The sequence below is a fragment of the Erythrobacter neustonensis genome (genome assembly GCF_001663175.1).
In the GTDB taxonomy this organism is placed as follows: Bacteria; Pseudomonadota; Alphaproteobacteria; order Sphingomonadales; family Sphingomonadaceae; genus Erythrobacter; species Erythrobacter neustonensis.
Genome location: NZ_CP016033.1, coordinates 2,732,014 through 2,758,228, shown reverse-complemented (window position 1 = coordinate 2,758,228; position 26,215 = coordinate 2,732,014). Strand labels below are relative to the sequence as shown.

The 26,215-nt window shown below is 65.6% G+C and carries 23 protein-coding genes; 17 read left to right on the top strand and 6 right to left on the bottom strand.

The annotated features are described in order from the left end of the window. From A9D12_RS12805 to A9D12_RS12775, 7 genes are read left to right on the top strand one after another with little or no spacing between them, the layout of a single operon-like run. The gene (locus tag A9D12_RS12805; protein ID WP_156522883.1) at nucleotides 1-1,665 is read left to right on the top strand and encodes a porin family protein; all 1,665 of its coding nucleotides are present in this window, start codon (nucleotides 1-3) and stop codon (nucleotides 1,663-1,665) included. A gap of 17 nt (nucleotides 1,666-1,682) precedes the next feature. Beyond that, the gene (locus A9D12_RS12800) at nucleotides 1,683-2,882 is read left to right on the top strand and encodes an XrtA/PEP-CTERM system-associated ATPase (protein WP_068352446.1); all 1,200 of its coding nucleotides are present in this window, start codon (nucleotides 1,683-1,685) and stop codon (nucleotides 2,880-2,882) included. A gap of 4 nt (nucleotides 2,883-2,886) precedes the next feature. After that, nucleotides 2,887-3,801: an XrtA system polysaccharide deacetylase gene (locus tag A9D12_RS12795; RefSeq protein ID WP_068352444.1), complete on the top strand. Its 915-nt coding sequence runs from the start codon at nucleotides 2,887-2,889 to the stop codon at nucleotides 3,799-3,801. Further along, nucleotides 3,798-4,859 carry a FemAB family XrtA/PEP-CTERM system-associated protein gene (locus A9D12_RS12790; protein ID WP_068352442.1) on the top strand — a complete coding sequence of 354 codons (1,062 nt, stop codon included), beginning with the start codon at nucleotides 3,798-3,800 and terminating at the stop codon, nucleotides 4,857-4,859. The genes A9D12_RS12795 and A9D12_RS12790 overlap by 4 nt, the downstream gene beginning before the upstream one ends. Then, entirely contained in the window at nucleotides 4,859-6,079 is a 1,221-nt protein-coding gene (locus tag A9D12_RS12785; RefSeq protein WP_068354501.1) for a TIGR03087 family PEP-CTERM/XrtA system glycosyltransferase, read from the top strand. Before A9D12_RS12790 ends, A9D12_RS12785 begins: the two co-directional genes overlap by 1 nt. Further along, nucleotides 6,069-7,073, top strand: a complete 1,005-nt coding sequence (xrtA, locus tag A9D12_RS12780; RefSeq protein ID WP_068352440.1) for an exosortase A — start codon at nucleotides 6,069-6,071, stop codon at nucleotides 7,071-7,073. The genes A9D12_RS12785 and xrtA overlap by 11 nt, the downstream gene beginning before the upstream one ends. Before the next feature lie 12 nt (nucleotides 7,074-7,085). Then, a complete protein-coding gene (locus A9D12_RS12775) occupies nucleotides 7,086-8,981 on the top strand; it encodes an XrtA/PEP-CTERM system amidotransferase (protein ID WP_068352439.1) in 1,896 nt (631 codons plus the stop codon). Here the strand turns inward: A9D12_RS12775 and zapE are convergent. From zapE to A9D12_RS12760, 3 genes are read right to left on the bottom strand one after another with little or no spacing between them, the layout of a single operon-like run. Further along, complete coding sequence (gene zapE / locus A9D12_RS12770) at nucleotides 8,978-10,099, bottom strand: cell division protein ZapE (protein ID WP_068352437.1); 1,122 nt, start codon at nucleotides 10,097-10,099, stop codon at nucleotides 8,978-8,980. The genes A9D12_RS12775 and zapE overlap by 4 nt on opposite strands. Before the next feature lie 4 nt (nucleotides 10,100-10,103). Beyond that, nucleotides 10,104-10,565, bottom strand: a complete 462-nt coding sequence (locus A9D12_RS12765; RefSeq protein WP_068352435.1) for a PaaI family thioesterase — start codon at nucleotides 10,563-10,565, stop codon at nucleotides 10,104-10,106. 4 nt (nucleotides 10,566-10,569) lie between these two features. After that, nucleotides 10,570-11,349, bottom strand: a complete 780-nt coding sequence (locus A9D12_RS12760) for a succinate dehydrogenase iron-sulfur subunit (protein WP_068352434.1) — start codon at nucleotides 11,347-11,349, stop codon at nucleotides 10,570-10,572. A gap of 238 nt (nucleotides 11,350-11,587) precedes the next feature. On the opposite strand from A9D12_RS12760, the gene A9D12_RS12755 reads away from it, so the two are divergent. Continuing rightward, complete coding sequence (locus A9D12_RS12755) at nucleotides 11,588-12,334, top strand: SDR family NAD(P)-dependent oxidoreductase (protein WP_068352425.1); 747 nt, start codon at nucleotides 11,588-11,590, stop codon at nucleotides 12,332-12,334. Here the strand turns inward: A9D12_RS12755 and A9D12_RS12750 are convergent. After that, nucleotides 12,331-12,633, bottom strand: a complete 303-nt coding sequence (locus A9D12_RS12750) for a hypothetical protein (protein ID WP_082925558.1) — start codon at nucleotides 12,631-12,633, stop codon at nucleotides 12,331-12,333. The genes A9D12_RS12755 and A9D12_RS12750 overlap by 4 nt on opposite strands. Before the next feature lie 87 nt (nucleotides 12,634-12,720). On the opposite strand from A9D12_RS12750, the gene A9D12_RS12745 reads away from it, so the two are divergent. Next, nucleotides 12,721-13,353 (top strand): class I SAM-dependent methyltransferase, encoded by a 633-nt coding sequence (locus tag A9D12_RS12745; protein ID WP_068352424.1) that lies wholly within the window; start codon nucleotides 12,721-12,723, stop codon nucleotides 13,351-13,353. An 83-nt stretch (nucleotides 13,354-13,436) separates the two neighbouring features. Here A9D12_RS12745 and A9D12_RS12740 read toward each other — a convergent pair whose 3' ends face one another. Further along, a complete protein-coding gene (locus A9D12_RS12740) occupies nucleotides 13,437-16,277 on the bottom strand; it encodes an Rne/Rng family ribonuclease (RefSeq protein ID WP_068352421.1) in 2,841 nt (946 codons plus the stop codon). Nucleotides 16,278-16,714: 437 nt separating this feature from the next. Between A9D12_RS12740 and A9D12_RS12735 the strand changes: the two genes are divergently transcribed. The 7 genes from A9D12_RS12735 to A9D12_RS12705 all read left to right on the top strand — a co-directional run bounded on the left by A9D12_RS12735 (nucleotide 16,715) and on the right by A9D12_RS12705 (nucleotide 24,602). Beyond that, nucleotides 16,715-17,620, top strand: a complete 906-nt coding sequence (locus tag A9D12_RS12735; RefSeq protein ID WP_068352419.1) for an N-acetylmuramoyl-L-alanine amidase family protein — start codon at nucleotides 16,715-16,717, stop codon at nucleotides 17,618-17,620. A gap of 54 nt (nucleotides 17,621-17,674) precedes the next feature. Next, nucleotides 17,675-20,215: a penicillin-binding protein 1A gene (locus A9D12_RS12730; RefSeq protein ID WP_068352417.1), complete on the top strand. Its 2,541-nt coding sequence runs from the start codon at nucleotides 17,675-17,677 to the stop codon at nucleotides 20,213-20,215. Nucleotides 20,216-20,282: 67 nt separating this feature from the next. Further along, nucleotides 20,283-20,789 (top strand): peroxiredoxin, encoded by a 507-nt coding sequence (locus tag A9D12_RS12725; protein WP_231889628.1) that lies wholly within the window; start codon nucleotides 20,283-20,285, stop codon nucleotides 20,787-20,789. Nucleotides 20,790-20,863: 74 nt separating this feature from the next. Continuing rightward, nucleotides 20,864-21,991, top strand: coding sequence for a peptide chain release factor 2 (gene prfB, locus A9D12_RS12720; RefSeq protein ID WP_068352415.1), 1,128 nt, complete (start codon nucleotides 20,864-20,866; stop codon nucleotides 21,989-21,991). A 10-nt stretch (nucleotides 21,992-22,001) separates the two neighbouring features. Continuing rightward, nucleotides 22,002-22,730 carry a class I SAM-dependent methyltransferase gene (locus tag A9D12_RS12715; RefSeq protein WP_068352409.1) on the top strand — a complete coding sequence of 243 codons (729 nt, stop codon included), beginning with the start codon at nucleotides 22,002-22,004 and terminating at the stop codon, nucleotides 22,728-22,730. A gap of 97 nt (nucleotides 22,731-22,827) precedes the next feature. Beyond that, entirely contained in the window at nucleotides 22,828-24,231 is a 1,404-nt protein-coding gene (locus A9D12_RS12710; RefSeq protein ID WP_068352407.1) for an NAD(P)H-dependent flavin oxidoreductase, read from the top strand. Then, nucleotides 24,231-24,602 carry a DUF7079 family protein gene (locus A9D12_RS12705; RefSeq protein ID WP_068352405.1) on the top strand — a complete coding sequence of 124 codons (372 nt, stop codon included), beginning with the start codon at nucleotides 24,231-24,233 and terminating at the stop codon, nucleotides 24,600-24,602. The genes A9D12_RS12710 and A9D12_RS12705 overlap by 1 nt, the downstream gene beginning before the upstream one ends. A 4-nt stretch (nucleotides 24,603-24,606) precedes the next feature. Here the strand turns inward: A9D12_RS12705 and A9D12_RS12700 are convergent, their stop codons facing one another. After that, nucleotides 24,607-25,617 (bottom strand): 2-hydroxyacid dehydrogenase, encoded by a 1,011-nt coding sequence (locus tag A9D12_RS12700; RefSeq protein ID WP_068352403.1) that lies wholly within the window; start codon nucleotides 25,615-25,617, stop codon nucleotides 24,607-24,609. Between the two features lie 98 nt (nucleotides 25,618-25,715). Here A9D12_RS12700 and A9D12_RS12695 point away from each other — a divergent pair, with 98 nt between their 5' ends. Beyond that, complete coding sequence (locus tag A9D12_RS12695) at nucleotides 25,716-26,213, top strand: SH3 domain-containing protein (protein WP_068352401.1); 498 nt, start codon at nucleotides 25,716-25,718, stop codon at nucleotides 26,211-26,213. Nucleotides 26,214-26,215 lie beyond the last annotated feature (2 nt).

The window sequence follows — 26,215 nt, the reverse complement described above, 5'->3', positions numbered from 1 at the left end:
ATGCGTGCCGGAAAATTCGCCGCCGCATTGCTGGGCGCCGGAATGCTCGCTGCGACCGGCGCGCCCGCTTTCGCGCAGGCGCAGGATATGGGGCAGGGTCAGGCCCAGGGCCAAGGTGCGGGTGCCGGTCAGCGCACGCAGCGGATCGTCCAGCCCTATATCGAGGTTGCACAGGTCGTTTCGGCGGAAATCACACCGGGCAATGACGTGGTGACATTCACGCAGGTTGCGGTGGGGGCGGACATCAATCTGCAAGGCCGAAACAGCGGGGCTGCGGTTTCGGTGCGGTATGAACGCAATATCGGCTACGGCGACGAGGCGATTGATACCACCACGATCAGCGGGATTGCGCGCGGCGCGCTGGCTGTGGTGCCCGGCACGCTGAACCTTGAAGCGGGCGCGCTGGCGTCGCGCAGCCGGGTGGATGCGAGCGGCGGCGTGACTGCCAATCCGCTGGTGCGCGAGGATGCCGAAAGCCGGATCTATTCCGCCTATGCCGGGCCCAGCCTGACGACCCGCGTGGGCGATGTTGCGGTCGAAGGCGTGGCGCGGGTGGGCTATAACCGTTTCGAAGCCGACAACGCGCTGGTGACGCAGGCGGGCAATGTGGTCGATGTGTTCGACGATTCGATGACCTATATGGGACAGGTGCGCGCAGGCACGCGGGCGGGTGAACCGCTGCCGGTGGGCGTTGCCGTGACAGCGGGCGGATTTCAGGAAGACATCAGCAATCTCGATCAGCGCGTGCGCGATCTTTACGTGCGCGGCGACGTGACCGTGCCGGTGTCGCAAAGCCTCGCACTGGTCGCGGGCGCAGGCTACGAGGATGTCGAGATTTCGAGCCGCGATGCACTGCGCGATGCCAATGGCAATGCGGTGCGCGGGCCCGATGGAAGGTTGGTCACCGACAGCAGCGCGCCGCGCCGGATCGCCTTTGCGGTCGACGGCCTGTTGTGGGATGTCGGCGTGTTGTGGCGCCCGTCCTCGCGCACCAATCTGTCGGCTGCCGTGGGACGGCGTTACGATTCGACGACGTATTACGGCACTTTCACTTATGTCCCCAGCCAGCGCAGCAGCTTTGCGCTTGCCGCCTATGACGGGGTGAGCGGATTTGGCGGTGTCATCAACAACGGCCTCGCCGCGCTCGACACCGATTTCGAGGCGATCCGCAATCCGGTGACGGGTGATTTCGGCGGGCTGGTCAGCGGCACGCAAGGTCAGGCGATCGTCGGTGCGCTGGGTTCGGTGCGCTCGGCGGCGTTCCGCGGGCGCGGCGTGCGCGCGTCGTACCAACGGCAGGTCGGGCGGACCACGGCGGCGCTGGGCGCAGGCTATGACCGGCGCACCTTCATCGCGGCAGCCGGCACGGTGCTGGCCCCGGTCAACGGTCTGACCGACGAAAGCTACTACGTCACCGGCGGTCTTTCCCGCCAGCTTGGCCCTAACGCGAATTTTACCACCAACGCCTATATCAACTGGTTCGACGGTGCAGGCGGCGGGAACAATGATGTGACTGCCATCGGCGGGTCGGCGGCATACAATCAGGCGCTCACCCAGCGTCTGACCGGGCGCGCCGCAATTGCGGTCGATTATGTCGACAGCGAATTCACCGCGCAGGACTTTGCCGTTGCCACGGCACTGGTCGGCCTGCGGTACGATTTCTGATCGGAGTGCAAAGGCACATGTACGAGAACTTCTACGGCTTCGCCGGGCGCCCTTTCCAGCTGACCCCCGACCCGCAATTCTATTTCGAAAGCGTCAGCCACAAGAAGGCGATGAGCTATCTCGGTTATGGCCTGGGCCAGGGTGAAGGCTTCATCGTCATCACCGGCGAGGTCGGCGCGGGCAAGTCGACGCTGGTGGCGCACCTGATGGAGCGGATCGATCCTGCCGCATTGACCGCAGCGCAGGTCGTGACCAGCGCGCTCGACGGGGCGGAAATCGTTCACGTGGTCGCACAGGCCTTCGGGCTTCAGGTTGAGGGCCATGACAAGGCGGGCGCGCTGGGCGCGATCGAACGCTTCCTGCAGGACGAGGCGCGGGCCGGACGGCGCTGTCTGCTTGTGGTGGACGAATGCCAGAACCTCGATCTGACAGCGCTCGAAGAGTTGCGCATGCTGTCGAATTTCCAGCTGGGCGCGCATCCGCTGTTGCAAAGCCTGCTGCTCGGCCAGCCCGAATTTCGCGCGACGCTGGCCCAGCATCCGGGGCTTGAGCAACTGCGTCAGCGGATCATCGCATCGCACCATCTCGAAGCGCTCGATGCGGGCGAGGTCGAGAATTACGTCACACACCGGCTGAGCCATGTCGGCTGGAACGGGCATCCGGGGTTCGAGCCAGGTCTGCTCGATGCGCTTTACGAACAGACGGGGGGCATCCCGCGCCGGGTCAATCAGGTGATGAACCGGCTGCTGCTGCTGGGTGCGATCGAAGCGCGCGAAGTCTTGAGCGTAGCGATGTTGGGCGATGTGATTGCCGAGATGGCAGCCGATCAAAACCGCGGTGCGCGCGGTGGCAGCCCCTCGCACAGATCGGCAACGCCTGCACCGGGCGGTATGGCAGCGCCGGGCGGCGTCGAACGGTCTGCGGGCCATCAGGCCGGCGTGGCCGCGACCGAGGTTGCCGCGCTGCTGGCCGAACGCGATTCGCGCACGGCCGAGCTTGAAGCTGCGATCAGTGAGCTTCAGGCTGCGGGAAATGCGGGCCAGGGCGGCAACGACGACACGTATTCGGCCGAGCAGGTGCGGATTGCCGAGGCCCGGCTTGCCGCGGCGCTCGAACGGATCGAAGCGCGGCTTGAGGAGCAGGAGCAATCCTTCCGTCACGTGCTGACGATGCTGATCGAATGGCTTGAGGAAGACCCGTCGCGCAGGGCCGCGTGACGCGATGAATGCTCCCTTTCCTCCTGTCAGCTCCCCGGTCATCGTCAACGGCCTCTCGGTTGATGTCGAAGACTGGTTTCAGGTTGGCGCATTCGAGAACGTGATTGCGCGCAGCGAATGGGATTCGCTTCGCACCCGCGTCGAAGACAATGTCTACCGCGTGATCGATCTGTTTGCCGAAGCCGATGTCAAGGCGACCTTCTTCACGCTGGGCTGGGTCGCACAGCGCCATCCGCAGATCGTGCGCCGGATCGTCGAGGCCGGGCACGAGATCGCCAGTCACGGCTTTGACCATGCGCGCGTGTTCAATTTCACCCGCGCGCAATTCGCCGAGGATATCCGCAAGGCCCGCCGCGCGATCGAGGATGCCGGGGGCGTTCCGGTCACCGGCTATCGCGCGCCAAGCTTTTCGATCGATCACCGCACGCCCTGGGCTTTTGCCGAACTCGCCGAACAGGGCTACGCCTATTCCTCCAGCGTCGCGCCGGTGGTGCACGATCATTATGGCTGGCCCGAAGCGCCGCGCTTTGCCTTTCGCCCGCTGCCGTGGTCGTCGATGATCGAAATTCCGGTGACCACCGCAATCCTTGGAGGGCGGCGTGTGGCGGCGGGCGGGGGCGGGTTCTTCCGCGTTCTGCCTTACGCCTTTTCGCGCTGGGCGATTCGCCAGGTCAACCGCGAGGAAGGCCGCCCGGCGGTATTCTATTTCCATCCGTGGGAGGTCGATCCAGATCAGCCACGGGTCGGCCATGCGCCGCTGCGCTCGCGCTTCCGGCACTATACCGGGCTTGCCAAGATGGCGGGGAAGCTGCGCGGACTGGTGCAGGATTTCCGCTGGGGGCGGATGGACATGATTGCGCACCGCGAGGCCGCACGCGCCGGAGAATTGGCCGCCAGCCTCGCCGAGACGGTGCAATGAACGCGCCGCTCAGGGCCGCGACCACGATCCGCGCGCTCGATTTCAACGATGCGCAGGACGTGCGCCGGATCGAAGGCTTTGTCGCGGACGCAGGCGCAAGCCTGTTTCACCGCCCCGCCTGGCTGACCGGCGTGGCATCGGGGTCTCGCCAGCGCCAATTCGGCCTGCTGGCCGAGCGGCTTGGCGCGGTGACCGGCTGGCTGCCGCTGACCGAAGTGCGGTCGCGCTTGTTCGGCAAGGCGCTGGTGTCGAGCGGGTTCGGCGTGGGCGGCGGCATTCTGGCGACGAGCGAAGCGGCCGAACGTCAGCTTGCCGAAGCGGCGCAGGCCCATGCCCGCAATGCGGGGTTTGCCAGCATCGAATTGCGCGGCGGCACCGTGCCGGCGGGCTGGGTAAGCTGGTCGGATAAGCATTGCGGCTTTGCCCGGATGCTCGCTTCCGACGACGAGGCGGAATTGCTCGCCATCCCCCGCAAGGCCCGCGCCGAGGTGCGCAAGGGTCTGGGTTTCGGCCACCGCGTCACCGTGGGCCGCAGCGCGCAGGATCTCGCCGCGCATTACGCCTGTTACAGCGCCAGCGTGCGCAACCTTGGCACCCCGGTCTTTCCCAAGGCGCTGTTCCGCGCGATGATCGATGCCTTTCCCGATCACAGCGACATTCTGACTGTGTGGCAGGACGACAGGCCGCTTGCCAGCGTGCTGAGCTTCTACCACGGCGGCGCGGTCATGCCGTTCTGGGGCGGGGGCGTGTTCGCCGCACGCGGCGCGCGCGCCAACGAAGTGATGTATTTCGAACTGATGCGTCATGCGCGCGCGCGCGGCATGATCCGGTTCGATTTCGGCCGCTCGAAAACAGGCAGCGGGCCCTTCGCCTTCAAGAAGAACTGGGGTTTCGCGCCCGAACCGCTGACCTATTGCGCGTGGAGCGCGCCGGGCAGTAGGCCGCGCAACATCGATCCGACCGACGAGGGCTACAGCCGCAAGATCGCCTTGTGGAAGAAACTGCCATTGCCGGTCGCGAACACGCTGGGGCCGTGGATCGCGCGCGGGCTCGCCTGATGGCCGGCGTCTTGTTCCTTGCGCACCGCGTGCCATTTCCGCCCGACCGCGGCGACCGGATCCGTTCGCACAATCTGCTCAAGGCGCTCGCACGGCTTGGGCCGGTGCACGTGGGGTGCTTCGGAGAGGGCGATGCCGCAGCCGACCGGGCGCTGTGCCATCTTGCCGCATCGACCTGTATCGCCCCGCGCACCAAACCGCTCGCGCTCGCCGGGGTCGAAGCGGTGCTGTCGGGCAAGCCTGTCAGTCTCACCGCGTTTCACTCGCGAACGCTTGCCGCATGGGTGCGCGAGACGATTGCCACCCAGGCGATCGATGCCATCGTCGTATTTTCGGGACAGATGGGGCAATATGTCCCGGCCGATTTCAAAGGCCGCGTGATCATCGACCTGTGCGATGTCGATAGCGCGAAATTCGAAAGCTATGCCAAGGCCGGCGAACGTATCTGGCTCAACGCGCGCGAGGCGCGGCTGCTGGCGGCAGAGGAAGAACGGCTTGGCCGCCGTGCGGATGCGACGATCCTGATTTCGAAGGCCGAAGCCGCGCTGTATCGCAGCCGTCTGCAAACCCCCGATGCGGTCGCGGTGCAGGTCATCGGCAACGGCATCGATGCGGCCTTCTTCGATCCTGCCGTCACCGCGCCGCACCCTGATCTGGCCGCAGCGAGGGGGCCGCATTTCGTTTTTACCGGGCAAATGGATTACCGGCCCAACGAACAGGCGGCCTTATGGGTGATCGAGGCGCTGCTGCCCGTGCTGCGTGCGCGGATTCCGCAAGCGATGTTCCATGTCGTCGGCCGTAATCCCACCGCGAAACTGGCAGCATATGACGGCGCGCCGGGCGTGCGGGTGTGGGGAAGCGTGCCCGACGTGCGGCCCTTCATCGCCGGCGCCGATTCGGTGTTTGCCCCGCTGTTGATCGCGCGCGGAGTGCAGAACAAGGTGCTGGAAGCGATGGCGATGGCGCGGCCTGTCGTCCTTACCCCCGAGGCCGCGACCGGGATCGCCGCGACGGACGGCACGCATTGGCTGGTGTCTCCGCCTGATCCTGCGATGATGGCCGCGCGAATTGCCGAACTGGTTTCCACCCCCGACGTTGCTGGCGCGATCGGCACGAACGCGCGGCGCTTTGTGCGAGACCATCACGCGTGGGAGGCGATGATGGCGCCGCTTGCCGGATTGATTGCCGCGCCGAGACAAGGCCGCCGCCATGCCGCATGATGCCGCGCTTATCCATCCGGATCGGCCCGCGATGCGGCTGCCACAGGCCTGGCACATGCCCTTGGCCGTGCTGGCCGCAAGCATCATCGCGCTTGGGCTTACGACCGGGGAAAGCTGGCGCGCGATGGCGCACCAGTGGTGGAACATCGATACCTATAACCACCTGCTGCTAATTCCCGCGATCATCGTTTGGCTGGTGGCGTTGAAAAAAGACACGCTTGCCGGACTTTCGCCGCGACCTTTCTGGCCGGGGCTGCTTGCCGTCGTCGCGGCGCTTGGCGTCTGGCGGATCGGTGAGGTGCTGGGGATCAATCTGGTCGCGCAAGCCGGAGCGGTCGGCGCGGTGCAGGCCGCGGTCGTCTGCGTGCTGGGCGTGCGCGTCAGTCTGGTGCTTGCGCTGCCGATCGCCTTTGCCGCCTTCATGGTTCCGTTCGGCGACGAGATCATCCCCGCGCTGCAGGCCGTCACCGCCGAGATCGCGATTGCGCTGACCCATGCAAGCGGCATCCCCGCACAGATCGACGGGATATACATTGACACCCCCGCTGGACTGTTCGTCGTTGCCGAGGCCTGTTCGGGGGTCAAATTCCTGATCGCGATGGTCACCTTGGGCGTGCTGGTGTGCGCCACGCGGTTCGAGCGACCCGGCACGCGCGCTGCATTCATGGCGGCCTGCGTGGTCGTGCCGATCCTCGCCAACGGGGTGCGCGCCTGGGCGACGATCTATGTCGCGCAATATGTGGGGGCAGAGCGCGCGACCGGGTTCGACCACATCGTCTATGGCTGGGTGTTCTTCGCCATCGTTCTGGGGGTGCTGCTGGGGGCCGCATGGCGCTATGTCGAGCGCGAGCCTGACACCTATGGCTGGCGTGTCGATGCAATCGCGCGGTGGCCTTGGGTGGCAAAGGCGGAAATGCTGGAGCTGACGCCACGCGTCGCGGGCGTCGCCATCATCGCGGCAAGCGGCGTTGCTGCCGCCACGCTGCTGCTCTAGGCCCGCCCGAACATGTGCGGAATCGCCGGAATCTTCCACGCCGAAACCCCCAAGCCGGTCGACCCGGCGCGGGTGGCGCGAATGTGCGATGCGCTCGCGCACCGCGGGCCTGACGGGGCGGGGGTCTGGACCGATCACGGGGTGGGCCTTGGCCACCGCCGGCTGTCGATCATCGATGTCGCCGGTTCGCCGCAGCCGATGCATGCAAGCGACGGGCGCGCGGTGATCATCTTCAATGGCGAGATCTACAATTTCCGCGAACTGCGCCGCGAGCTGGAAGGCGCGGGGTTCGTGTTCCGCACCAATGGCGATACCGAAGTGATCCTCGCCGCCTGGGCCAGATGGGGGCCTGACTGCCTGTCGCGTCTCGACGGGATGTTCGCCTTTGCGATCTATGATCTTGCCGCGCGCCACCTGTTTCTCGCGCGTGACCGGTTCGGGGTGAAGCCGTTGTTCATCGCGCATCTGTCCGATGGCAGCATCGCCTTCGCTTCGGAGTTGAAGGGCGTGCTTGCCCACCCCCTGATGCGCCGCCGGATCAACCCGCAGGCGATCGAGGCATACATGGCCTGGGGCTATGTGCCCGACAGCCATGCAATTCTTGCCGGGGTCGAAAAGCTGCCCGCCGGACACTTCTGGCTGCTGGAGCAGGGCAAGGCGCCGGGCCGCCCGCAGCGGTGGTGGGACATCGATTTCAGCGCGCGCGCGCGCGGCAGCGAAGCCGACCTGTCGCAGGAACTCGCCGAACTGCTGCGCAATGCAGTGCGGTCGCGGATGGTCGCCGATGTGCCCTTGGGGGCGTTCCTGTCGGGCGGGGTCGACAGTTCGGGCGTTGTCGCGCTGATGGCCGAAGCCAGTCCATCGCCGGTGCAGACCTGCTCGATCGGCTTCGATGTCGCCGCCTATGACGAGACGTCCTATGCCCGTCAGGTCGCCGCAAAATTCGGCGCCGATCATCAGGAGCGGATCGTCGCGACCGATGATTTCAGTGCGATCGACGCCCTGGCGGGGATGTTCGACGAGCCCTTTGCCGATGCCTCCGCGCTGCCGACCTGGCGTGTGTGCCAGCTGGCGCGCGAGCGGGTGACGGTGGCGCTTTCAGGCGACGGGGCGGACGAGGCTTTCGGCGGATACCGGCGGCAGGTGTTCCATCATCACGAGGAACGCGCGCGGTCCGTGCTGCCTGCGGGACTTCGCACACCGCTGTTCGGAGCATTGGGCCGCGCATGGCCCAAGGCCGACTGGGCGCCGCGACCCTTGCGCGCCAAGTCGACGCTCCTCGCGCTCGCCGAGAGCGGGGAGGAAGGCTATGCCCGCGGCCTCTCGGTAACGCTGCCGGGGGCGCGCCGTGCGCTCTATTCCGACAGCTTTGCCGCCAGCCTTGCAGGCTTTCGTGCCGAGGACGAGCTGATCGCGCTGATGCGTTCAGCCCCGGGGCGCTCGGGGCTCGACCGGGCGCAATATGCGGATCTCACGTTCTGGATGCCCGGCGACATCCTGACCAAGGTCGACCGCACCAGCATGGCAGTGAGCCTCGAAGCGCGCGAGCCGCTGCTCGACCATCGCCTGGTCGAGTTTGCCGCGCGGCTGCCCGAGGCGATGCGGGTGCGTGGGGGCACGGGCAAATATCTCCTCAAGAAATCGCTCGAACGCTATCTGCCGAGCGATATCCTCTATCGGCCCAAGCAGGGTTTCGTCACCCCGATCGCCGAATGGCTTCGTGGCCCGCTTTCAGGCGCGGCGCGGGGGATTGCCGCGGGCACTCTGGCCGAGACCGGGTTCTTTAAGCCCGCAGCGATTGCCACGCTGGCCGAGGCGCATATCGCAGGGCGCGCCGATCATTCGCGCAGCCTGTGGCAGCTGCTGATGCTGGAGAAGTCGCTGAAAGCGCTGGGTGCCAGAGACTAATCCTCGGTTCCGTGGCCGAGCGCGAGGTATTCCTCGCTCTGCATTTCGTTAAGGCGGCTGACCGTGCGCTCGAACTCGAACGCGCCGTCGCCTGCCTGATACAATGCCTCGGGCGCGGCGGCGGCGGTGACGAACAGCTTGACGCGGTGCTCGTATAACGCGTCGATCAGCTTGATGAACCGCAGCGCTTCATTGCGGTTTTCCGGACCCATTTTCGGAATGCCGACAAGGATGACCGTGTGAAACGCGCGCGCGATCGCGAGGTAGTCCGCAGCGCCGCGATTTTCGCCGCACAGCTTCCTGAAGCTGAACACGCCCACGCCCTTAAGGCACTTGGGCACGTGCAGCGTCCGTCCGCCGCCCAGATCGAGCTCGCCCGAAGGCACATTTGCCGCGTCCTCGGGGGCGAAATCGGTAAGCCGGAAGAAAGCCTCGCGCACCTGCGCGGTTGCGGCATCGCCAAGCGGCGCGTGCCACATTGCCAGCCCGCCGATCCGGTCGCGGCGATAGTCCACCGGCCCGTTGAGGCTGAGCACGTCCATCTGCGCCTCGACGAGGTCGATGAAGGGCAGGAACAGCCCGCGGTTCAATCCATCCTTGTAAAGATCGCGCGGAGGACGGTTGGAGGTGGTGACGATCACCGTGCCGGCGTCCATCAGCGCGGTAAAGAATCGCCCCATGATCGCTGCATCGGCGGTGTTGGTGACGACCATCTCGTCAAAGGCGAGACAGCGTACGTCGCGCGCCATCGCTTCGGCAACGCTGATCAGCGGGTCGCTTTGCTCCGACTTGCGCGCTGCGGTGATCAGCCGGTCGAGTTCGAGCATGAACGCGTGAAAATGGACGCGGCGCTTGCCGGGGATGGCCAGCGTTTCGACGAACAGGTCCATCAGCATCGACTTGCCGCGCCCGACGCCGCCCCACAGATAGACCCCGCGCGGGGGCTGAGCGGGATCGCGGCTGCCCGTCAGCCGGGCAAACAGCCCGCGCTTGGGCGGCGGTACTTCCAGTTCATCCTGCAACCGCGCCAACCGCTCGGCAGCGGCGCGCTGGTCGGGGTCGGCGCGCAATTGGCCGCTCGCGATCAGCGCATCGTAGCGGGCGATCAGTCCGGGCATTGATTCAGCCGCGGGCCTGCATCTTGCGCACGATGCCCGAGAAGCTGGCGACCACGTCGTCGTCCTGCACCACGAGGCCGCGCACGAACACCAGTTTGCCGGTTTCGCGCACAATCTCGGTGACGGCATCGAGCGGCCGCGCAGGATCGCCGCCGCCGACGAACTGGCTCGACAGCTCCAGCGTCACCGAAGGCCCGGCGTTGCCCGTGCCGATCCGGTGCATCGTCACGAACAGCGCGATATCGATCAGCGACAGCGTGATCGCGCCGTGGATGATGCCTTGCAGGTTGCAGTGCCGCCGCTCGGGAAACATCCGCAGGCGGGCCTTGCCGTCCTCATCGACGCGGGTGATGAGCTTGCCCATCACCGCGCCATTGAACAGCGTTTGGTCCTTGAGATCCCAGCGGTTCCAGCCGGGGTTGTCGGGGCATGGCCCGTGTTCGAAAACCTCGTCCTTGAAGCTCACCGGATCAGATGGCCCGTTCGGCCATCATCTTCTTGGTCTCGGCAATCGCCTTGGCAGGGCTCAACCCCTTGGGGCACACATTCGCGCAGTTCATGATGGTATGGCAGCGGTAGAGGCGGAAGGGGTCTTCCAGATCGTCCAGACGCTCACCGGTCATCTCGTCGCGGCTGTCGGCGAGCCAGCGGTAGGCCTGAAGCAGGATCGCCGGGCCAAGGAACTTGTCCGAGTTCCACCAGTAGGACGGGCACGAAGTCGAGCAGCAGGCGCACAGGATGCACTCGTAAAGCCCGTCAAGCTTCTCGCGCTGTTCGGGCGATTGCAGCCGCTCCTTGCCAGAGGGCGTGGGCGACACGGTTTGCAGCCACGGGCGGATGCTGGCGTATTGCGCGTAGAAATGCGTGAAATCGGGAACGAGGTCCTTGATCACGTCCATGTGCGGCAGCGGGGTGATGCGGATCTCGCCCTTCAGATCCTCGATCGCGGTGGTGCAGGCAAGGCCGTTCTTGCCGTTGATGTTCATCGAGCACGAACCGCAAATGCCTTCGCGGCACGAACGGCGGAAGGTCAGCGTGGGATCGACCTCGTTCTTGATCTTGAACAGCGCGTCGAGCACCATCGGACCGCACTGGTCGAGATCGATTTCGAACTTGTCGTAACGCGGGTTCTGGCCGCTGTCGGGATCGTAGCGGTAGATCTTGAACGCCTTCACCCGGCCGCTGTCCGCCTTGTGGACCTTGCCTGCGGCATTGATCTTGGAATTCTTGGGGAGAGTGAAGGTCGCCATTACGTGATCCCGGTTGCGTGTTGCGCTCTATCTAGCGGCATCGCGCGCGCGCGCAAGCGGGCGGTGACTGTCGAATGTTGCAGGGTTTCGCACAAGGGTTGAGCGCCATTCAGCAGCCTGCGTGTTGGAGACACATGAGACACTGTCCAGAAGCAGAAAAACCCCCCACGGCAAAAGGCGCCGGACAAGGAGCAGAAAAGATCGGGAACCGCTGCATCATCGGGACCATTTAGATGCGATGGATGATGTAGGACAGGGCGCAATCGGCATTCCCCGCAAGGTCTGCGTATTTGGCGCGAGCGGCGGGATCGGGCAGGCGCTGTGCGATGCCTTTGCGCGCAGCGGATGCGAGACGATCTACGCCGGATCGCGCAGCGGCATAGCCTTCGAAGGCGAGCAGATACGCGGCTTTGCCTTCGATCTTTGCGACGAATCGAGCATCGCTGCTGCCGCCGAGATGATGCGCGCCGATCCGCCCGAATGGGTGATCGCGGCGACCGGGGTGCTGACGCTGGCGGACGGCACGGGGCCTGAACGCACTTACCGGCGGCTCGATCCGGCCAGCATGGCCGAGGTTTTCGCGCTCAACACGATCGGCCCCGCACTGATCGCCAAGCACATGCTGGGGATTATGCCGCGCGGGCGGGCCTTCACCTTAGCTGCTTTATCTGCGCGGGTGGGATCGATCAGCGACAATCGGCTTGGCGGGTGGCATTCCTACCGCGCGAGCAAGGCCGCGCTCAACATGCTGCTGCGCAATTTCGCGCTCGAAATGGCGCGCACGCATCCGGGCAGCGTGATCGTGGGCCTGCATCCGGGCACGGTGGACTCGGCGCTGTCCGTGCCGTTCCAGTCGGGGCTGGCGGAGGGGCAACTTACCCGCCCGCAGGATGCTGCGCAAAACCTGATCGGTGTGCTGTCGCGGTTGACGCCTGCGCAATCGGGCCGCGTGTTCGATTTTCGCGGGGAAGAGGTTCCCGCCTAGTTGAAGACACCCACTGCAAGGTGCGCCCACAGCGTCAGGAACATCAACACGCCAAGCCCGATGCCCGCGATCCGCCACATGGGCGTGGCAAGAAAATGCAGCGCCGCCTCGATCGCGGCGCACAGCAGGCCGAGCATCAGCGCCATCGCGGCGAAATCCTCTGCACCCCAATTGACCTCGGCGCTCATCGCGGTGCCCAGTGCGGGGAAAGCAAGAAGCATCGCCGCGCCGATCCACAACTTTGGATGAAGCCGGAAGCGGGGCTGCGCGGCGGGCGCATTGGTGTGGGTCGTGGTCATGACTGGCATCCCTCCCAGAAAGCCGATTTGGCAACCGGGCGATAAGGTGGCACGCTTTGTCCTGACGCGAAAGAGGGGACGTGCGCGATGGGTTTGTCAGACTGGTACGAAGCGAAGGTGATGCCGCGCTTGATCACTTGCGCGTGCAGTCAGGGCCAGGTGATGAAGCGCCGCGCGGCGGTGGTGCCGCTTGCGCGCGGCGACGTGTTCGAGCTTGGCTGCGGGGGCGGGATCAACCACGCGCTCTACGATCCGCTTGCGATCACCTCCTACGCCGGGATCGACCCGCACAAAGGACTGCTTGACAGCGCGCGGATCGCCGCCCGGGAAAAGGGCTGGGCAGCGGATCTGAGGCAAGGGCGGGGCGAGGCGATCCCCTTTGCCGATGCCAGTTTCGACTTTGCGGTGTGCACCTTCACGCTGTGTTCGGTGGAGGACCCGCCGCAGGTGATGCGCGAGTTGCGGCGCATTTTGCGCCCCGGGGGTGCGGTGCTGTTTCTCGAACATGGCCGCGCGCCTGATACCGGGGTGCGGCGATGGCAGCGGCGGATCGAGCCCTTGTGGAAACGGCTTGCAGGCGGGTGCCACCTGACGCGGCCGATCGGCGCCGCGTTTGCGGATGCCGGCTTTGCGGTTGCGCCGTTGGGGGAGGGCTATACCCCCAAGGCCCCGCAGTTTGCCGGGTGGATGGAATGGGGCGTGGCGCGCAAGGCCGGATGAGGGGGTTCCGCGCCGATCACCTGAAAAAGGGGCGGAAAGGATCGCTCCTTCCCGCCCCTCGATTTCCTGGCTGTGCGCCCGGCCTATTCGCCGAACGTGCGCTGCCACCAACCGCGGCGCGGCTTGGCTTCGGCATCGCCGCCCGCTTCGGATGCGGCGGCGGCCTCATCCGGTGCGCTCTCGGCGGCCATCGCTTCGGCGGTCTGCGGAGCGTCATCGGGACCCGCGATCACCGCCATGTCCTCGGCCACCTGCTGCGAAAGGCTCTCGACCGGGTCGGCCGCAGCCGCCTTGGCCTTGCGCGGGGCGCGCTTGCGCTTGGGCTTTTCGGCCGGAGCGGCCTCGGCTTCAGCGGGTGCGGCCTCGGGCGCGGCTGTGTCGGCGGCAGGCTCGGCCGGATCGGCTTCGACGACCTTCTTCTTGCGCGGCGCACGCACCCGCTTGGGCTTTTCGGCCGGCGCTTCGGCAGTGGGTGCCGGATCGGCTGCGGCGACGGTTTCGCTCGCCGCATCGGCTGCGGCTTCCGCCTCGCCAGCATCGCTGTCTGCCGGGGCTTCGGCCTGAGGCTCGCTTACGTCGTCCGACTGCTCGCCGGTTACGGCCTCGCCATCAACGCCCTGCTCGTCGCCATCGCGGCGCTTGCGGCCGCGGCCACCGCGGCGGCGACGCTTCTTGGGACGGCTTTCGCCATCTTCGGATGCTTCGGTTTCGCCTGCCTCGCCGGCGCCTTCAGCGCCCGCTTCGCTGGCCGCTTCATCCTCGCGCTCGTCGGAGTCGCTGCGCGCCTCGCCCTCGTCGCCTTCTTCACGATCGCGGGTGCGCCCACGGCCACCACGCCGGCGGCGGCGCTTCTTCTTGCGCCCGTTGTCGTCGCCGTTGTCACCCTGTTCGCCGCGTTCGCGGCGCGGCTGACGGGCTTCGGGCTCCTCGCCCTCGTCCTCGGCGAAATCGTCCTCCTCCTCGGGAAGATCATCGTCTTCATCGTCGACGATCGGCTCGAACTTGGGGGCGTGGACCGGGCGCGGGCCCGAGCTCGACACCATCATCTTGGCGCCTTCGTCCTCGCCCTCGGGGATGACTTCGACAGTGACGCCGTAGCGATGCTCGATTTCGACCAGATCGGCGCGCTTTTCGTTGAGGAGGTAGATCGCCGCTTCGGTGCTGGCGGCCAGACGGATCTGCGTGCCCTTGCCGCGTGCAGCCTCGTCCTCGATCAGACGGAGCGCCGAAAGCCCTGCCGACGAAGCCGTGCGCACGAGACCCGTGCCATCGCAATGCGGGCAGGGCCGGGTGGTCGCTTCGAGCACGCCGGTGCGCAGGCGCTGACGGCTCATTTCCATCAGCCCGAAGCTGGAAATGCGGCCGACCTGGATGCGCGCGCGATCGTTCTTGAGCGCATCCTTCATGGCCTTTTCGACCTTACGGATGTTGCCCGAATATTCCATGTCGATGAAGTCGATCACGACAAGGCCGGCCATGTCGCGCAGGCGCAACTGGCGGGCGATTTCGCGCGCGGCTTCGAGATTGGTGTGAAGCGCGGTCGCCTCGATCCCGTGTTCCTTGGTCGACCTCCCTGAGTTGATGTCGATCGACACCAATGCCTCGGTCGGGTTGATGATCAGATAGCCGCCGCTTTTCAGCTGCACCATCGGATCATACATCGCGCGCAGCTGGTCTTCCGCGCCATAGCGCTGGAACAGGGGCACGGGGTCCGAATAGGCCTTCACCCGGCGTGCATGGCTGGGCATGAGGAGCTTCATGAAGGCCTTGGCCGACTTGTAGCCGTCCTCGCCCTCGACGACGACTTCCTCGATTTCCTTGTTGTAGATGTCGCGGATCGCGCGCTTGATCAGGTCGCTGTCCGAATGGATCAGCGCCGGCGCAACCGAGGCGAGCGTCTTTTCGCGGATTTCATCCCAGACGCGCGCGAGGTAATCGAAGTCGCGCTTGATCTCGGGCTTGGTGCGGCTCATGCCCGCGGTGCGGACGATCAGACCCATGCTCTTGGGCAGCTTCAGGTCCGAAACCATGTCCTTCAACCGCTTGCGATCGCTGGTCGAGCTGATCTTGCGGCTGATCCCGCCGCCGTGCGACGAGTTGGGCATCAGCACGGTGTAGCGCCCAGCAAGGCTGAGATAGGTGGTCAGCGCCGCGCCCTTGTTGCCGCGTTCTTCCTTGACGACCTGGACGAGCAGCACCTGGCGGCGCTGGATAACGTCCTGGATCTTGTAGCGGCGACGCAGCGCCATGCGCTTGGCGCGCACTTCGTCGACCTGCTTGGCGCGGCTGCGGCCACCCTTGTCATTGCCGCCCTTGTCGCCGCCGCGATCGCCCTTGCCCTGACGGCGGCGGCCACGGCCACGCCCGCGGCGTTCCTCGCCGTTGTCACCTTCTTCGCCTGCGTGCTCGCTGCTCTCTTCGCTGTCGCCGGCATCCTGATCGCTGCCGTCGTCGTCCGAAGCGCCGCCTTCGATCGTGGCGACATCGTCCTTGTCCGAGGTATCGACTTCCTCGACGCCGTTTTCGGCGAAATCTTCTGCAAGCGCGTCGCCGCTTTCGTCCTCGGCGTCGTATTCGGCGCCCGGCGATATGCCATCGGCCTCTTCTTCGGCGCGCAGACGCTCTTCTTCTTCGGCGGCTTCGGCTTCTTCAGCCAACAGCGCGTCGCGGTCAGCCTTGGGGATCTGGTAATAGTCGGGGTGGATTTCGCTGAAAGCGAGGAAGCCGTGACGATTGCCGCCGAAGTCGACGAAAGCCGCCTGCAGCGAAGGTTCGACGCGGGTTACCTTGGCGAGGTAGATATTGCCCTTGATCTGCTTGTGTTCGGCAGATTCAAAGTCGAACTCCTCAATCCGGTTGCCCTGCAGTACCGCCACCCGTGTTTCTTCCGGGTGGCGCGCATCGATAAGCATGCGCGTTGCCATTGATTGGTCTCCATGCGCCCTGCCAGCGCCGCAGAAGCGGACGAAGGGGGCGCGAATATTGTGGGGAACCGGCAAGACAAGCGGTCGTGCCGGAAAGGAAAATCGCGGTGCGAGCGACGGCGGCGGTAAGGCCGGCATCGCTCAGCGCGAAGCGCGTGTCTGCAATGGCGAGCGTGCGGCCAGTTGCCGCGCCTTTTGCCCCAACGCCGCATCGGCGCGCCGGGCGCGTGATGCTGGTTGTCGGGGAAAAGCGATCTGTCACTGCATCAACCTGTGTTTGCCGGGGTCTGGATTGGATATGTCCCCGGACGAGAGGCGGGCAGCCGATGCATCGCGCATCCGGTTCCGGCCCCTCTGCCACCACCGCTAGCACTGTGGGGCAAGACCCGCAACTCTATTGCGTTTCGCTTACGCTAGAACGTAAGCCACGAACGGCAATGAGTTACCGCACGCTTCTTTTGTTGGTTCTGCTGCTACCGGCAGCGCTGCTTGGCGGTGCCAAGGCGGTGGGGGTGACGATCCCGGTCCCCACCTGGGGACGCGATTATGTGCAGCGGTTTTCCCTTGGCGAACCGCCAGTTCCGCCGCTCGATCTGCCGCCGGTTGCCGGGCCTGACGATCCCTCCCGCCCGCTGGTAGTGATCGACGCCGGGCATGGCGGGCGCGATCCCGGTGCGATCGGAACCGATCCCGATGGCAGGCGGTTCGAGGAAAAGGCGATCACGCTCGCGCTGGCGCTGGCGCTGCGCGATGCATTGCTGGCGCAAGGCGGGGTGCGGGTCGCGCTGACCCGCGCCGACGACCGGATTCTGCCTCTGCCCTATCGCCCCGAGATCGCGCGCCGCCTCGATGCCGATCTGTTCGTTTCGATCCATGCCGATTCCGCCGGCGAACAGAACGACGCGATCAGCGGCGCAAGCATTTACACGCTGTCGAACGCGGCATCGAGCGAGGCTGCCGCGCGGTTTGCCGCGCGCGAAAACGATGCCGACCGGCTCAACGGGGTCACGATCGCCGGCACGAGCGAGAATGTCAGCGCGATCCTCGTCGAATTGTCGCAGCAGCGCACGCAGGAAGATGCGCTGGCGTTCGCGGGCCTTGTGCTGCGCGAAGGGCAAGGCACGCTCGACTTCGTGCCGCAGCCCAGCCGTGCCGCCGCGCTCGCGGTGCTGCGCGCGCCCGATGTGCCCTCGGTGCTGTTCGAAAGCGGGTTCGTCACCAATCGTTCCGACCGCGCGCGGCTGACCACGGCGGCAGGGCGCGCAGCCTATGCCGATGTCCTGGCGCGCGCGATCCGGGTTTATTTCGCGCGCCGCAGCGCCCGGGCTGCGGGTGGGGAATAGCGTTGCAATGCCGCTAGCCTTGGGCAAGCCCCGCGTGCTAGTTGCCGCGCCGCGATGAACGACCCAGTCCCATCCTCCGGCCCTCAGATTGCGGGCGATCCCGCCGCCCCCTCGACATGGGCTTACCTGCGTTACCGCCTCAACCGCGACGTGCGCGGGGCGGCCGTGTGGTTCGGCGATCGGTGGCGCACCAGCCGCCTCTTCAAGCTGGCGGCAATCGGCTTCGGGCTTGTCGTGCTCTTGTGGATCGCGGTGTTCGTCTGGCTGGCGAGCGATCTGCCCGAAGCGGAAGCATTGCTCACCTACGAAACGCCGCTCCCCACGGTGGTGCGCGGAGCCGATGGCGAGATCATCCACACCTATGCGCGCGAGCGGCGGGTGCAGCTCCAATATGCCGACTTTCCGCAGAAACTGATCGAATCCTATCTGTCGGCTGAGGACAAGACCTTTTTCAGCCATGGCGGAGTCGATTTCTTCGGCACGGCGAATGCGGTGTTCGATTACGCCCGCAAGGCCGGGACGGGCGAGCGCGCGGTGGGCGGTTCGACCATCACCCAGCAGGTCGCCAAGAACCTCCTTTTGAGCGACGAATATTCGGTCACGCGCAAGCTCAAGGAAATGGTGCTCGCGGGCCGCATCGAGCAGGTGCTGACCAAGCAGGAAATTCTCGAACTCTACCTCAACGAAATCCCCCTTGGCCGTCGTTCGTTCGGCGTGCAGGCGGCCGCGCGCGCCTATTTCGACAAGGACGTCGACAAGCTGGCGCTGCACGAGATGGCGTTCCTTGCGATCCTGCCCAAAGCTCCCGAACGTTACGGACGCAAGGGTCAGGAAGCCGCAGCGATCGAACGGCGCAATTTCGTGCTCGGCCAGATGGAAGCCAACGGGTTCATCACCGCGGCCGAACGCAGCGCCGCCGCGGCGATGCCGCTGGGTCTGGTCACGCAGCGCCGCGAACGCTCGGTCGATGCGGGCTATTTCCTCGAGGAAGTGCGTCGCCAGTTGATCGAGCGGTTCGGCGAGAACGCTGAGGACGGGCCGACGTCGGTTTATGCCGGCGGTTTGTGGGTGCGCACCAGCCTCGACCCCGAAATGCAGATCGCCGCGCGCGATGCCTTGCGCGAAGGATTGCTGCGCTATCACGGCGGGCGCGCGTGGGCGGGGCCGATTGCCACGATCGACGTGAGCGACGGCAATTGGGCCAGCCAGCTGCAATCCTCGCCGCTGGGCATCAGTTACAAGGACTGGCGCGTCGGGGTCGTCACCAGCCGCTCGGGCCAGAATGCGCGGATCGGGTTTTCGGACGGGACCGAGGCGGCGCTGGGCGGGCTTCCCAATGGCCTCAAGGCCGGCGACGTGATCGCGGCCAGCCCGTCGGGCAACCGCTGGAACGTGCGCACGATCCCCGAAGCGCAGGGCGCGCTGGTGGTGGAACAGGCGCAGACCGGGCGGATCATGGCGATGCAGGGCGGGTTCGATCACCGCCTGTCCGATTTCAACCGCGCGACGCAGGCGATGCGGCAGCCCGGATCGACGATCAAGCCCTTCGTCTATGCCGCCGGGCTCGATAGCGGGATGACCCCGTCGACGCAGGTCGATAACAACCGCTTCTGCTACTACCAAGGCGCCAACCTCGGCGAAAAGTGCATTCGCGGCACGGGCAGCGGCGGTCAGCATCCGATGCGCTACGGCCTTGAACAGTCGCAGAACATCATGACCGTGCAGATCGGCATGACGGCGGGCATGCCCAATGTCGTCAAGGGGATCGAGAGGCTGGGGATCGGCAAGTTCCCCGCCTATCCCTCGACCGCGCTGGGGGCGGGCGAGACGACCTTGGTGAAGATGGTCGCGGCCTATTCGGCGCTCGCCAATCACGGACGCCTCAATCCACCGACGGTTATCGATTATGTGCAGGACCGGCGCGGCAAGGTCTTGTGGCGCGCGGACATGCGCGAGTGCCGGGGGTGCAATGCCCCGCGGTGGGACGGCAAGCCGATGCCCCGCCTCGGTGTGAGCGGCACGCAGGCGATGGATGCGCGCACCGCGTTCCAGGTCATGCACATGCTGCGCGGCGCAGTCAGCCGCGGCACCGCGACCGTGCTCAATCCGCTCAATCTCCCGCTGTTCGGCAAGACCGGGACGACCACCGGGCCGAAGGACGTGTGGTTCATCGGCGGCACGCAGAGCATGATCGCAGGCGCCTATGTCGGCTTCGACCAGCCGCGCAACATGGGCGGCTATGCCTATGGCGGCACGATCTCCGCGCCGATCATCAAAAGCCTGATCGAAAAGACCAAGGCCAAATGGTCCGATCTTCCCGCGGTTGCGCCGGCGGGCGTCCGGATGGTGCGGATCGACCGGCGTTCGGGCAAGCGCGTGCTCGATGGCTGGCCGACCGACGATCCCAAATCGGCGATCATCTGGGAAGCCTTCAAGCCCGATACCGAGCCCGAGCGTTATACCCGGCAGGACGAGATCACCGCCAAGCGCAACGAGATCCTCGCGTTGATCAGGGCCGGGCGGCGCAATGCCGAACGCGCGGTGGTCGATACGCCGAAGGAAGAGGTGATCGTGGACGAGGTGCCAGCCGAATGAGGATGCGCGGAACCGGTCGGCCGGGTAGCGGGTTGCAAGGCCTATGACCCATCGCTTCCTAGCCTCGATGACCGCGCTGGTCTCAGCCGGCCTTCTTTCCACCGGCGCGGCCGCCGAATTGCCGAAGGGCGCTGCCGCTCCCGCCTTCACCACGCGTGCCGCGCTCGCGGGCAAGGCGTTCGGCTTCAATCTGAAAGCGGCATTGGCGCGCGGGCCGGTGGTGCTCTATTTCTACCCCAAGGCCTTCACATCGGGCTGCACGCTCGAAGCGAACGCCTTCGCCGCCGCGATCCCCAAGTTCAAAGCGGCTGGCGCGAGCGTTATCGGCATGTCTGCCGACAATATCGAAACGCTAAAGGATTTCAGCCGCAAGGAATGCCGCGATGCATTCCCCGTCGGTGTCGCCTCGCCGCAGATCGGCCGCGCCTATGATGTGGCCGGGCCGTCCGGGCTGACCCGGCGCACGTCCTATGTGATTGCGCAGGACGGGCGGATCGCTGCGGTGCACTCGGACGCCGATTATCGCAGCCATGTCGACAAGACTTTGGCGGCGGTCCGCGCGCTCGCGAAGTAGCGCACGACTTTACAATCGCGCCGCCCGCGTTAAGCGCATCGGCCTTGAACTCATCACCCCGAAAAGGACTACCCATGCGGGCCGAAGGCCAGGCCTATATCAACCGGATCGAAGCGGCGCTCTCGCTGGTGCGGCTATCGCTCGACTGGGACCGCGCGCTGCGCCGGCTCGACGAGCTGAATGCACGCGTGCAGGACCCGAACCTGTGGGACAATCCCAAGCAGGCGCAGGCGATCAGCCGCGAGCAGAAGACGCTTGAAACCGCGGTCAACACCGTGCGCGAGATCGAGGCTGAAATGGCCGATGCGGTCGAATTCGTCGAAATGGGCGAGGCCGAGGGCGAGGACTCGATTATCGACGATGGTCTGGCAACGCTGGCCGCGCTCGCCGACCGGGCGGATGCGGACAAGGTGCAGGCGCTGCTTTCGGGCGAGGCCGACGGCAACGACACCTATCTCGAAATTCACGCTGGCGCAGGCGGCACCGAAAGCCAGGACTGGGCCGAAATGCTGTTCCGCATGTATGGCCGCTGGGCCGAGCGCCGCGGCTTCAAGGTCGAGACGGTCGAGTATCAGGCGGGCGAACAGGCCGGGATCAAGTCGGCGACGCTGCTCATCAAGGGCGATGGCGCCTATGGCTATGCCAAGACCGAAAGCGGCGTTCACCGCCTGGTGCGCATCAGCCCCTATGATTCTTCGGCGCGCCGCCACACCTCGTTCTCGAGCGTTTGGGTCTATCCAGTGATCGACGACAGTTTCGAGATCGACATCAATCCCGCCGATCTCAAGATCGACACCTATCGCGCATCCGGTGCGGGCGGGCAGCACGTCAACACCACCGATTCCGCGGTGCGCATCACCCACCAGCCTTCGGGCATCGTGGTGGCGAGCCAGCAGGATCGCAGCCAGCACAAGAACCGCGAAATCGCGATGAATATGCTCAAGGCACGTCTCTACGAAGCGGAGATGCGGGCACGCGAGGAAGCGGCATCAGCCGAACACTCCGCCAAGAGCGATATTGGCTGGGGGCACCAGATCCGTTCCTACGTCTTGCAGCCCTATCAGATGGTCAAGGACCTGCGCACCGGCGTCGTTTCCACTGCGCCCGACGCGGTGCTCGACGGGGCGATCGATCCTTTCATTTCCGCCGCGCTCGCGCAGCGGGTGACGGGGGAAAAGGTCGAAATCGAGGACGTGGAGTAAGCCTCGCACCATGCTGCGCCGCGTGATCCTGCCGTTTGTCGCTTTGCTGATTTCGGGTGTCGTGACGGGCTGCGATGCGTTGGCACCGGCGGCGACGGATCGCTCTGAAACCGCACTTGCCTTTCCCGCGCCGGACCGGCCGATCGCGAGCGTCGTATCCAACCAGTTCTCGAACGAGGACGACCGCGACGAGCGCGGCGAGGCCAAGGTCGTGATGGATCTGGCCGATATCCGCCCTGGCATGACAGTCGCCGATATCGGTGCGGGCGAGGGCTATTACACCGTCCGCCTTGCCGAACGCGTGGGCGCCGATGGCCGTGTGCTTGCGCAGGACATCAGCCGCGAGGCGCTCGACCGGCTCGGGCGGCGGGTGGAAAAGGACCGGCTCGAGAACATCTCGCTCAAATTCGGCGACACCGACAATCCGCAACTGCCGCCCGACAGTTTCGACCGGATCTTCATGGTTCACATGTATCACGAAGTGACGGAGCCCTACGCTTTCCTGTGGAACATGTGGCCCGCGCTCAATTCGGGCGGTCAGATCGTGGTAGTCGAAAGCGACACCCCGATCGGGCGTCACGGCATGCCGCACACGATGCTGTTCTGCGAGTTCGAGGCGGTCGGCTATGTGCTGGTCGAATATCTCGAACGGCCCGACATCAAGGGCTATTTCGCCAGGTTCGAGCGCGGACCCAAGCGGATCGCGCCTGAAAACATAAAGGCCTGTCAGGCGCCCTGAGGCCGCGGCTTGCCAAGGTTGCGGGACGCGCCCTGTCACACTATGTCACACACACCAAGTCGGACGCCGGGCTGACCGGCGCATAAGGGGATTTTCATTGTTCAAGGGATTGAGCCCGATCGTATACGGCGGGCGTGAGGTCTGGCCGCTGGTCGAAGGCGGCAAGGGCGTTTCAGCGAGCAACCACGCCAGTTCGGGTGCATGGGCCGCGGCAGGCGGTATCGGAACGGTCAGCGCGGTCAACGCCGACAGCTACGACGCTGATGGCAACCCCATTCCGCAGGTCTATCATGGCAAAACGCGCGAGGAGCGGCATCAGGAACTGATCCGCTACGCGATCGATGGCGCCACCACGCAGGTCAAGATGGCGCACGAGATCGCCAATGGCCGCGGCGCGATCAATATCAACGTATTGTGGGAAATGGGCGGCGCGCAGGCGGTGCTCGAAGGCGTGCTCGAAAATACGCGCGGCATGGTGACGGGCGTCACCTGCGGGGCAGGGATGCCATACAAGCTGGCCGAGATCGCGGCGCGTTTCAACGTCCACTATCTCCCCATCGTCAGTTCGGGCCGCGCCTTCCGCGCGCTGTGGAAGCGCAGCTATCACAAGGTCCCCGATCTGATGGCGGCGGTGGTCTATGAAGACCCCTGGCTCGCCGGCGGACACAATGGCCTGTCGAACGCCGAAGACCCGACCAAGCCCGAAGATCCCTATCCGCGGGTCAAGGCGCTGCGCGACGTGATGCGCGCCGAGGGCATTGCCGACACCGTGCCGATCGTGATGGCAGGCGGCGTGTGGTATCTGCGCGACTGGAACGACTGGATCGACAATTCCGAGCTTGGCACCATCGCCTTCCAGTTCGGCACGCGGCCGCTGCTGACCCGCGAAAGCCCGATCCCGCAGATCTGGAAGGACATGCTGCGCACTGTCGAGCCGGGCGATGTGCTGCTGCACAAGTTCTCGCCCACCGGCTTCTATTCGAGCGCGGTCAAGACCCCGTTCCTATACGATCTGATGCACCGTTCGGAACGCCAGATCCCGTTCTTCAAGCGCGGCGAGGATGAGGCTGCGGTGCAGCTGGGCGAAGAGGGCAAGGCGCGCAATTTCTGGGTCAAGCCCGAGGACAAGGCGCGCGCCGACATGTGGATGCGCGCTGGGCATACCGAACCTTTGAAGACGCCCGACAACAGCATTGTCTTCGTTACGCCCAAGGCGCGCGACACGATCCGCAAGGACCAGCAGGACTGCATGGGCTGCCTGTCGCATTGCAGCTTTTCAAGCTGGAAGGATCACGACGATTACACCACCGGGCGGCTCGCCGATCCGCGCAGCTTCTGCATCCAGAAGACCCTGCAGGATATCGCGCATGATGGCGATCCGGACACCAACCTCGCCTTCGCAGGCCACGCGGCCTACAACTTCAAGACCGACCCTTTCTACTCGAACGGCTATACCCCCAGCGTGGGCGAGCTGGTCGAGCGGATTTTGACCGGAGATTGATGCAGGTGCGCGCCGCGCGATTTTCCGAGGCGGAAATTGCGCGGCGTCTGCCTGTCTGGTGTGCGCTTTCGGACGCATTTCTCGATACCGAACTCGATCAGCGCGCATACCGGCACATCGCCAAGGTCATTCGTGCGCAGGGCTTCGATGCGGCCGAGGGCGAAGCCATCTTCCGGGACGAGGTCGCACCTGCCTTCGCCTACAATCTCTGGAGCGTGGCGGGAGAGTGGGCGGGGTGGCCGGAAACGACGGTGCGCGAGCGTGTTCTCGCTGGCAAGAACGGCCCGCTTGCGACGCTCGTCAACGCCGCAATGCTGGCGCGGCATCTCGACGAAGAATGGGCGCGGATCGCGGCCCATCTGACATGTTGAACTGCTACCGCACCAGCGCCGTCAGCACCTGATCGGGCGGGCGATGCCCGTCGGCCCACATGCGGATATTGGCGATCACCTTGTGCCCAGAATCCTCGCGACCTTCTGCGGTGGCGCTGCCGATGTGGGGGAGGGTCATGACGTTGGGATGCGCGATCAGGCGCGGGTCGACGTTGGGCTCGTCCGGATAGACATCGAGCCCCGCGCCCGCGAGGTGCCCCGATTGCAACGCCGCGATCAGCGCTTCCTGGTCGATCAGCTCGCCGCGCGCGGTGTTCACGATGCTGCTGCCCGGCTTCATCAGCGCGATGCGGCGCGCGTTGACCAGATGACGGGTCTCGTCGGTGAGCGGGCAGTGCAGGGTAAGGATATCGGCCTCGGCCATCAGCGCATCGATATTGGCGACATAGCGTGCGCCCAGCATCCGCTCCAATGCCTCGGGCAGGGCCTTGCGGTTGTAATAGGCGATCTCGAGACCGAACGCTCGCGCGCGGTGGGCGACCGCCTGCCCGATCCGGCCCATGCCGATGATGCCGAGCACCTTGCCGGCAAGCTTGCGTCCCAGAAGCCCCGACGGCGCCCAGCCGGTCCATTCGCCCCGCCGCACCAGCGCGGTGCCTTCGCGGATGCGCCGCGGCACGCCGATGATCCCTGCCATCGTCAGGTCGGCGGTATCGTCTGTGAAGACGCCGGGGGTGTTGGTGACGATGATCCGCCGCGCGGCAGCAACGGCCAGATCGATATGTTCGGTGCCTGCACCGAAGCTGGCGATGAGGCCGAGCCGTTCGCCTGCCTCCGCAATCATCGCCGCATCGATCCGGTCGGTAACCGTCGGCACGAGCACGTCGCAGTCCTGCATCGCGCGGATCAGTTGCTCGCGGCTCATCGGCGCATCGTCCTCGTTCAGAACGACATCGAACAGCTCGCGCATCCGCGCCTCGACGCCGGGCATCAGATGACGGGTAACGATCACGCGCGCGGGCGCGGCAAGCGGGCGGGAAGGGCGCTGGGTCATGGGTTGAGGGGCTAAAGCCACAGGGGCGGGGCGGTCAAGGCACGGATCGCAAACGCGCGGCTTGTATCCGCAGGCCACTCGGCGCTATCGCTCGCGATATGCACAAGATCCGCCTTTTCATCGCCTCCGGCTTTGCCCTGATGCTGGCATTGGCCGGATTTGCTTCGCCGCTCAATGCGCAGGACCGCGCGCTGCCCTATTGGGCGGTGCTGCGCTATGAAAAGGTCAACATGCGCGTGGGGCCGAGCGGGGAGTATCCGGTGATCTGGGTGTATCAACGCCAGGGGATGCCGGTGAAGGTCATCCGCATCCGCGAAGGCTGGCGTCTGGTCGAGGATCATGAAGGCACGCAGGGCTGGATTTCGGCAAGCCAGCTCGATCTTGCGCGTGCAGGGATGGTGATCGGCAAGGGACTGGCCGAGGTCCGTGCCGCCGCCAATGATGCAGCGCCGGTCAACTGGCGCGCAGAACCCGGTGTGGTCGGCAAGATGAAACCCTGCCGCGATGGCTGGTGTGAAATGGATATCGCCGGACGCAAAGGCTTTGTCGCCGCCGCCCGGCTGTGGGGATCGCAGCAGTTGGCGGGCGACGAATAAAG

Bases quoted from the DNA above. Each gene is read 5' to 3' on its own strand.
- A9D12_RS12805 (WP_156522883.1), top strand. From the start codon at position 1: ATGCGTGCCGGAAAATTCGCCGCCGCATTGCTGGGCGCCGGAATGCTC.
- A9D12_RS12800 (WP_068352446.1), top strand. From the start codon at position 1,683: ATGTACGAGAACTTCTACGGCTTCGCCGGGCGCCCTTTCCAGCTGACC.
- A9D12_RS12795 (WP_068352444.1), top strand. From the start codon at position 2,887: ATGAATGCTCCCTTTCCTCCTGTCAGCTCCCCGGTCATCGTCAACGGC.
- A9D12_RS12790 (WP_068352442.1), top strand. From the start codon at position 3,798: ATGAACGCGCCGCTCAGGGCCGCGACCACGATCCGCGCGCTCGATTTC.
- A9D12_RS12785 (WP_068354501.1), top strand. From the start codon at position 4,859: ATGGCCGGCGTCTTGTTCCTTGCGCACCGCGTGCCATTTCCGCCCGAC.
- xrtA (WP_068352440.1), top strand. From the start codon at position 6,069: ATGCCGCATGATGCCGCGCTTATCCATCCGGATCGGCCCGCGATGCGG.
- A9D12_RS12775 (WP_068352439.1), top strand. From the start codon at position 7,086: ATGTGCGGAATCGCCGGAATCTTCCACGCCGAAACCCCCAAGCCGGTC.
- zapE (WP_068352437.1), bottom strand. From the start codon at position 10,099: ATGCCCGGACTGATCGCCCGCTACGATGCGCTGATCGCGAGCGGCCAA.
- A9D12_RS12760 (WP_068352434.1), bottom strand. From the start codon at position 11,349: ATGGCGACCTTCACTCTCCCCAAGAATTCCAAGATCAATGCCGCAGGC.
- A9D12_RS12755 (WP_068352425.1), top strand. From the start codon at position 11,588: ATGGATGATGTAGGACAGGGCGCAATCGGCATTCCCCGCAAGGTCTGC.
- A9D12_RS12750 (WP_082925558.1), bottom strand. From the start codon at position 12,633: ATGACCACGACCCACACCAATGCGCCCGCCGCGCAGCCCCGCTTCCGG.
- A9D12_RS12745 (WP_068352424.1), top strand. From the start codon at position 12,721: ATGGGTTTGTCAGACTGGTACGAAGCGAAGGTGATGCCGCGCTTGATC.
- A9D12_RS12740 (WP_068352421.1), bottom strand. From the start codon at position 16,277: ATGGCAACGCGCATGCTTATCGATGCGCGCCACCCGGAAGAAACACGG.
- A9D12_RS12735 (WP_068352419.1), top strand. From the start codon at position 16,715: ATGAGTTACCGCACGCTTCTTTTGTTGGTTCTGCTGCTACCGGCAGCG.
- A9D12_RS12730 (WP_068352417.1), top strand. From the start codon at position 17,675: ATGAACGACCCAGTCCCATCCTCCGGCCCTCAGATTGCGGGCGATCCC.
- A9D12_RS12725 (WP_231889628.1), top strand. From the start codon at position 20,283: ATGACCGCGCTGGTCTCAGCCGGCCTTCTTTCCACCGGCGCGGCCGCC.
- prfB (WP_068352415.1), top strand. From the start codon at position 20,864: ATGCGGGCCGAAGGCCAGGCCTATATCAACCGGATCGAAGCGGCGCTC.
- A9D12_RS12715 (WP_068352409.1), top strand. From the start codon at position 22,002: ATGCTGCGCCGCGTGATCCTGCCGTTTGTCGCTTTGCTGATTTCGGGT.
- A9D12_RS12705 (WP_068352405.1), top strand. From the start codon at position 24,231: ATGCAGGTGCGCGCCGCGCGATTTTCCGAGGCGGAAATTGCGCGGCGT.
- A9D12_RS12700 (WP_068352403.1), bottom strand. From the start codon at position 25,617: ATGACCCAGCGCCCTTCCCGCCCGCTTGCCGCGCCCGCGCGCGTGATC.
- A9D12_RS12695 (WP_068352401.1), top strand. From the start codon at position 25,716: ATGCACAAGATCCGCCTTTTCATCGCCTCCGGCTTTGCCCTGATGCTG.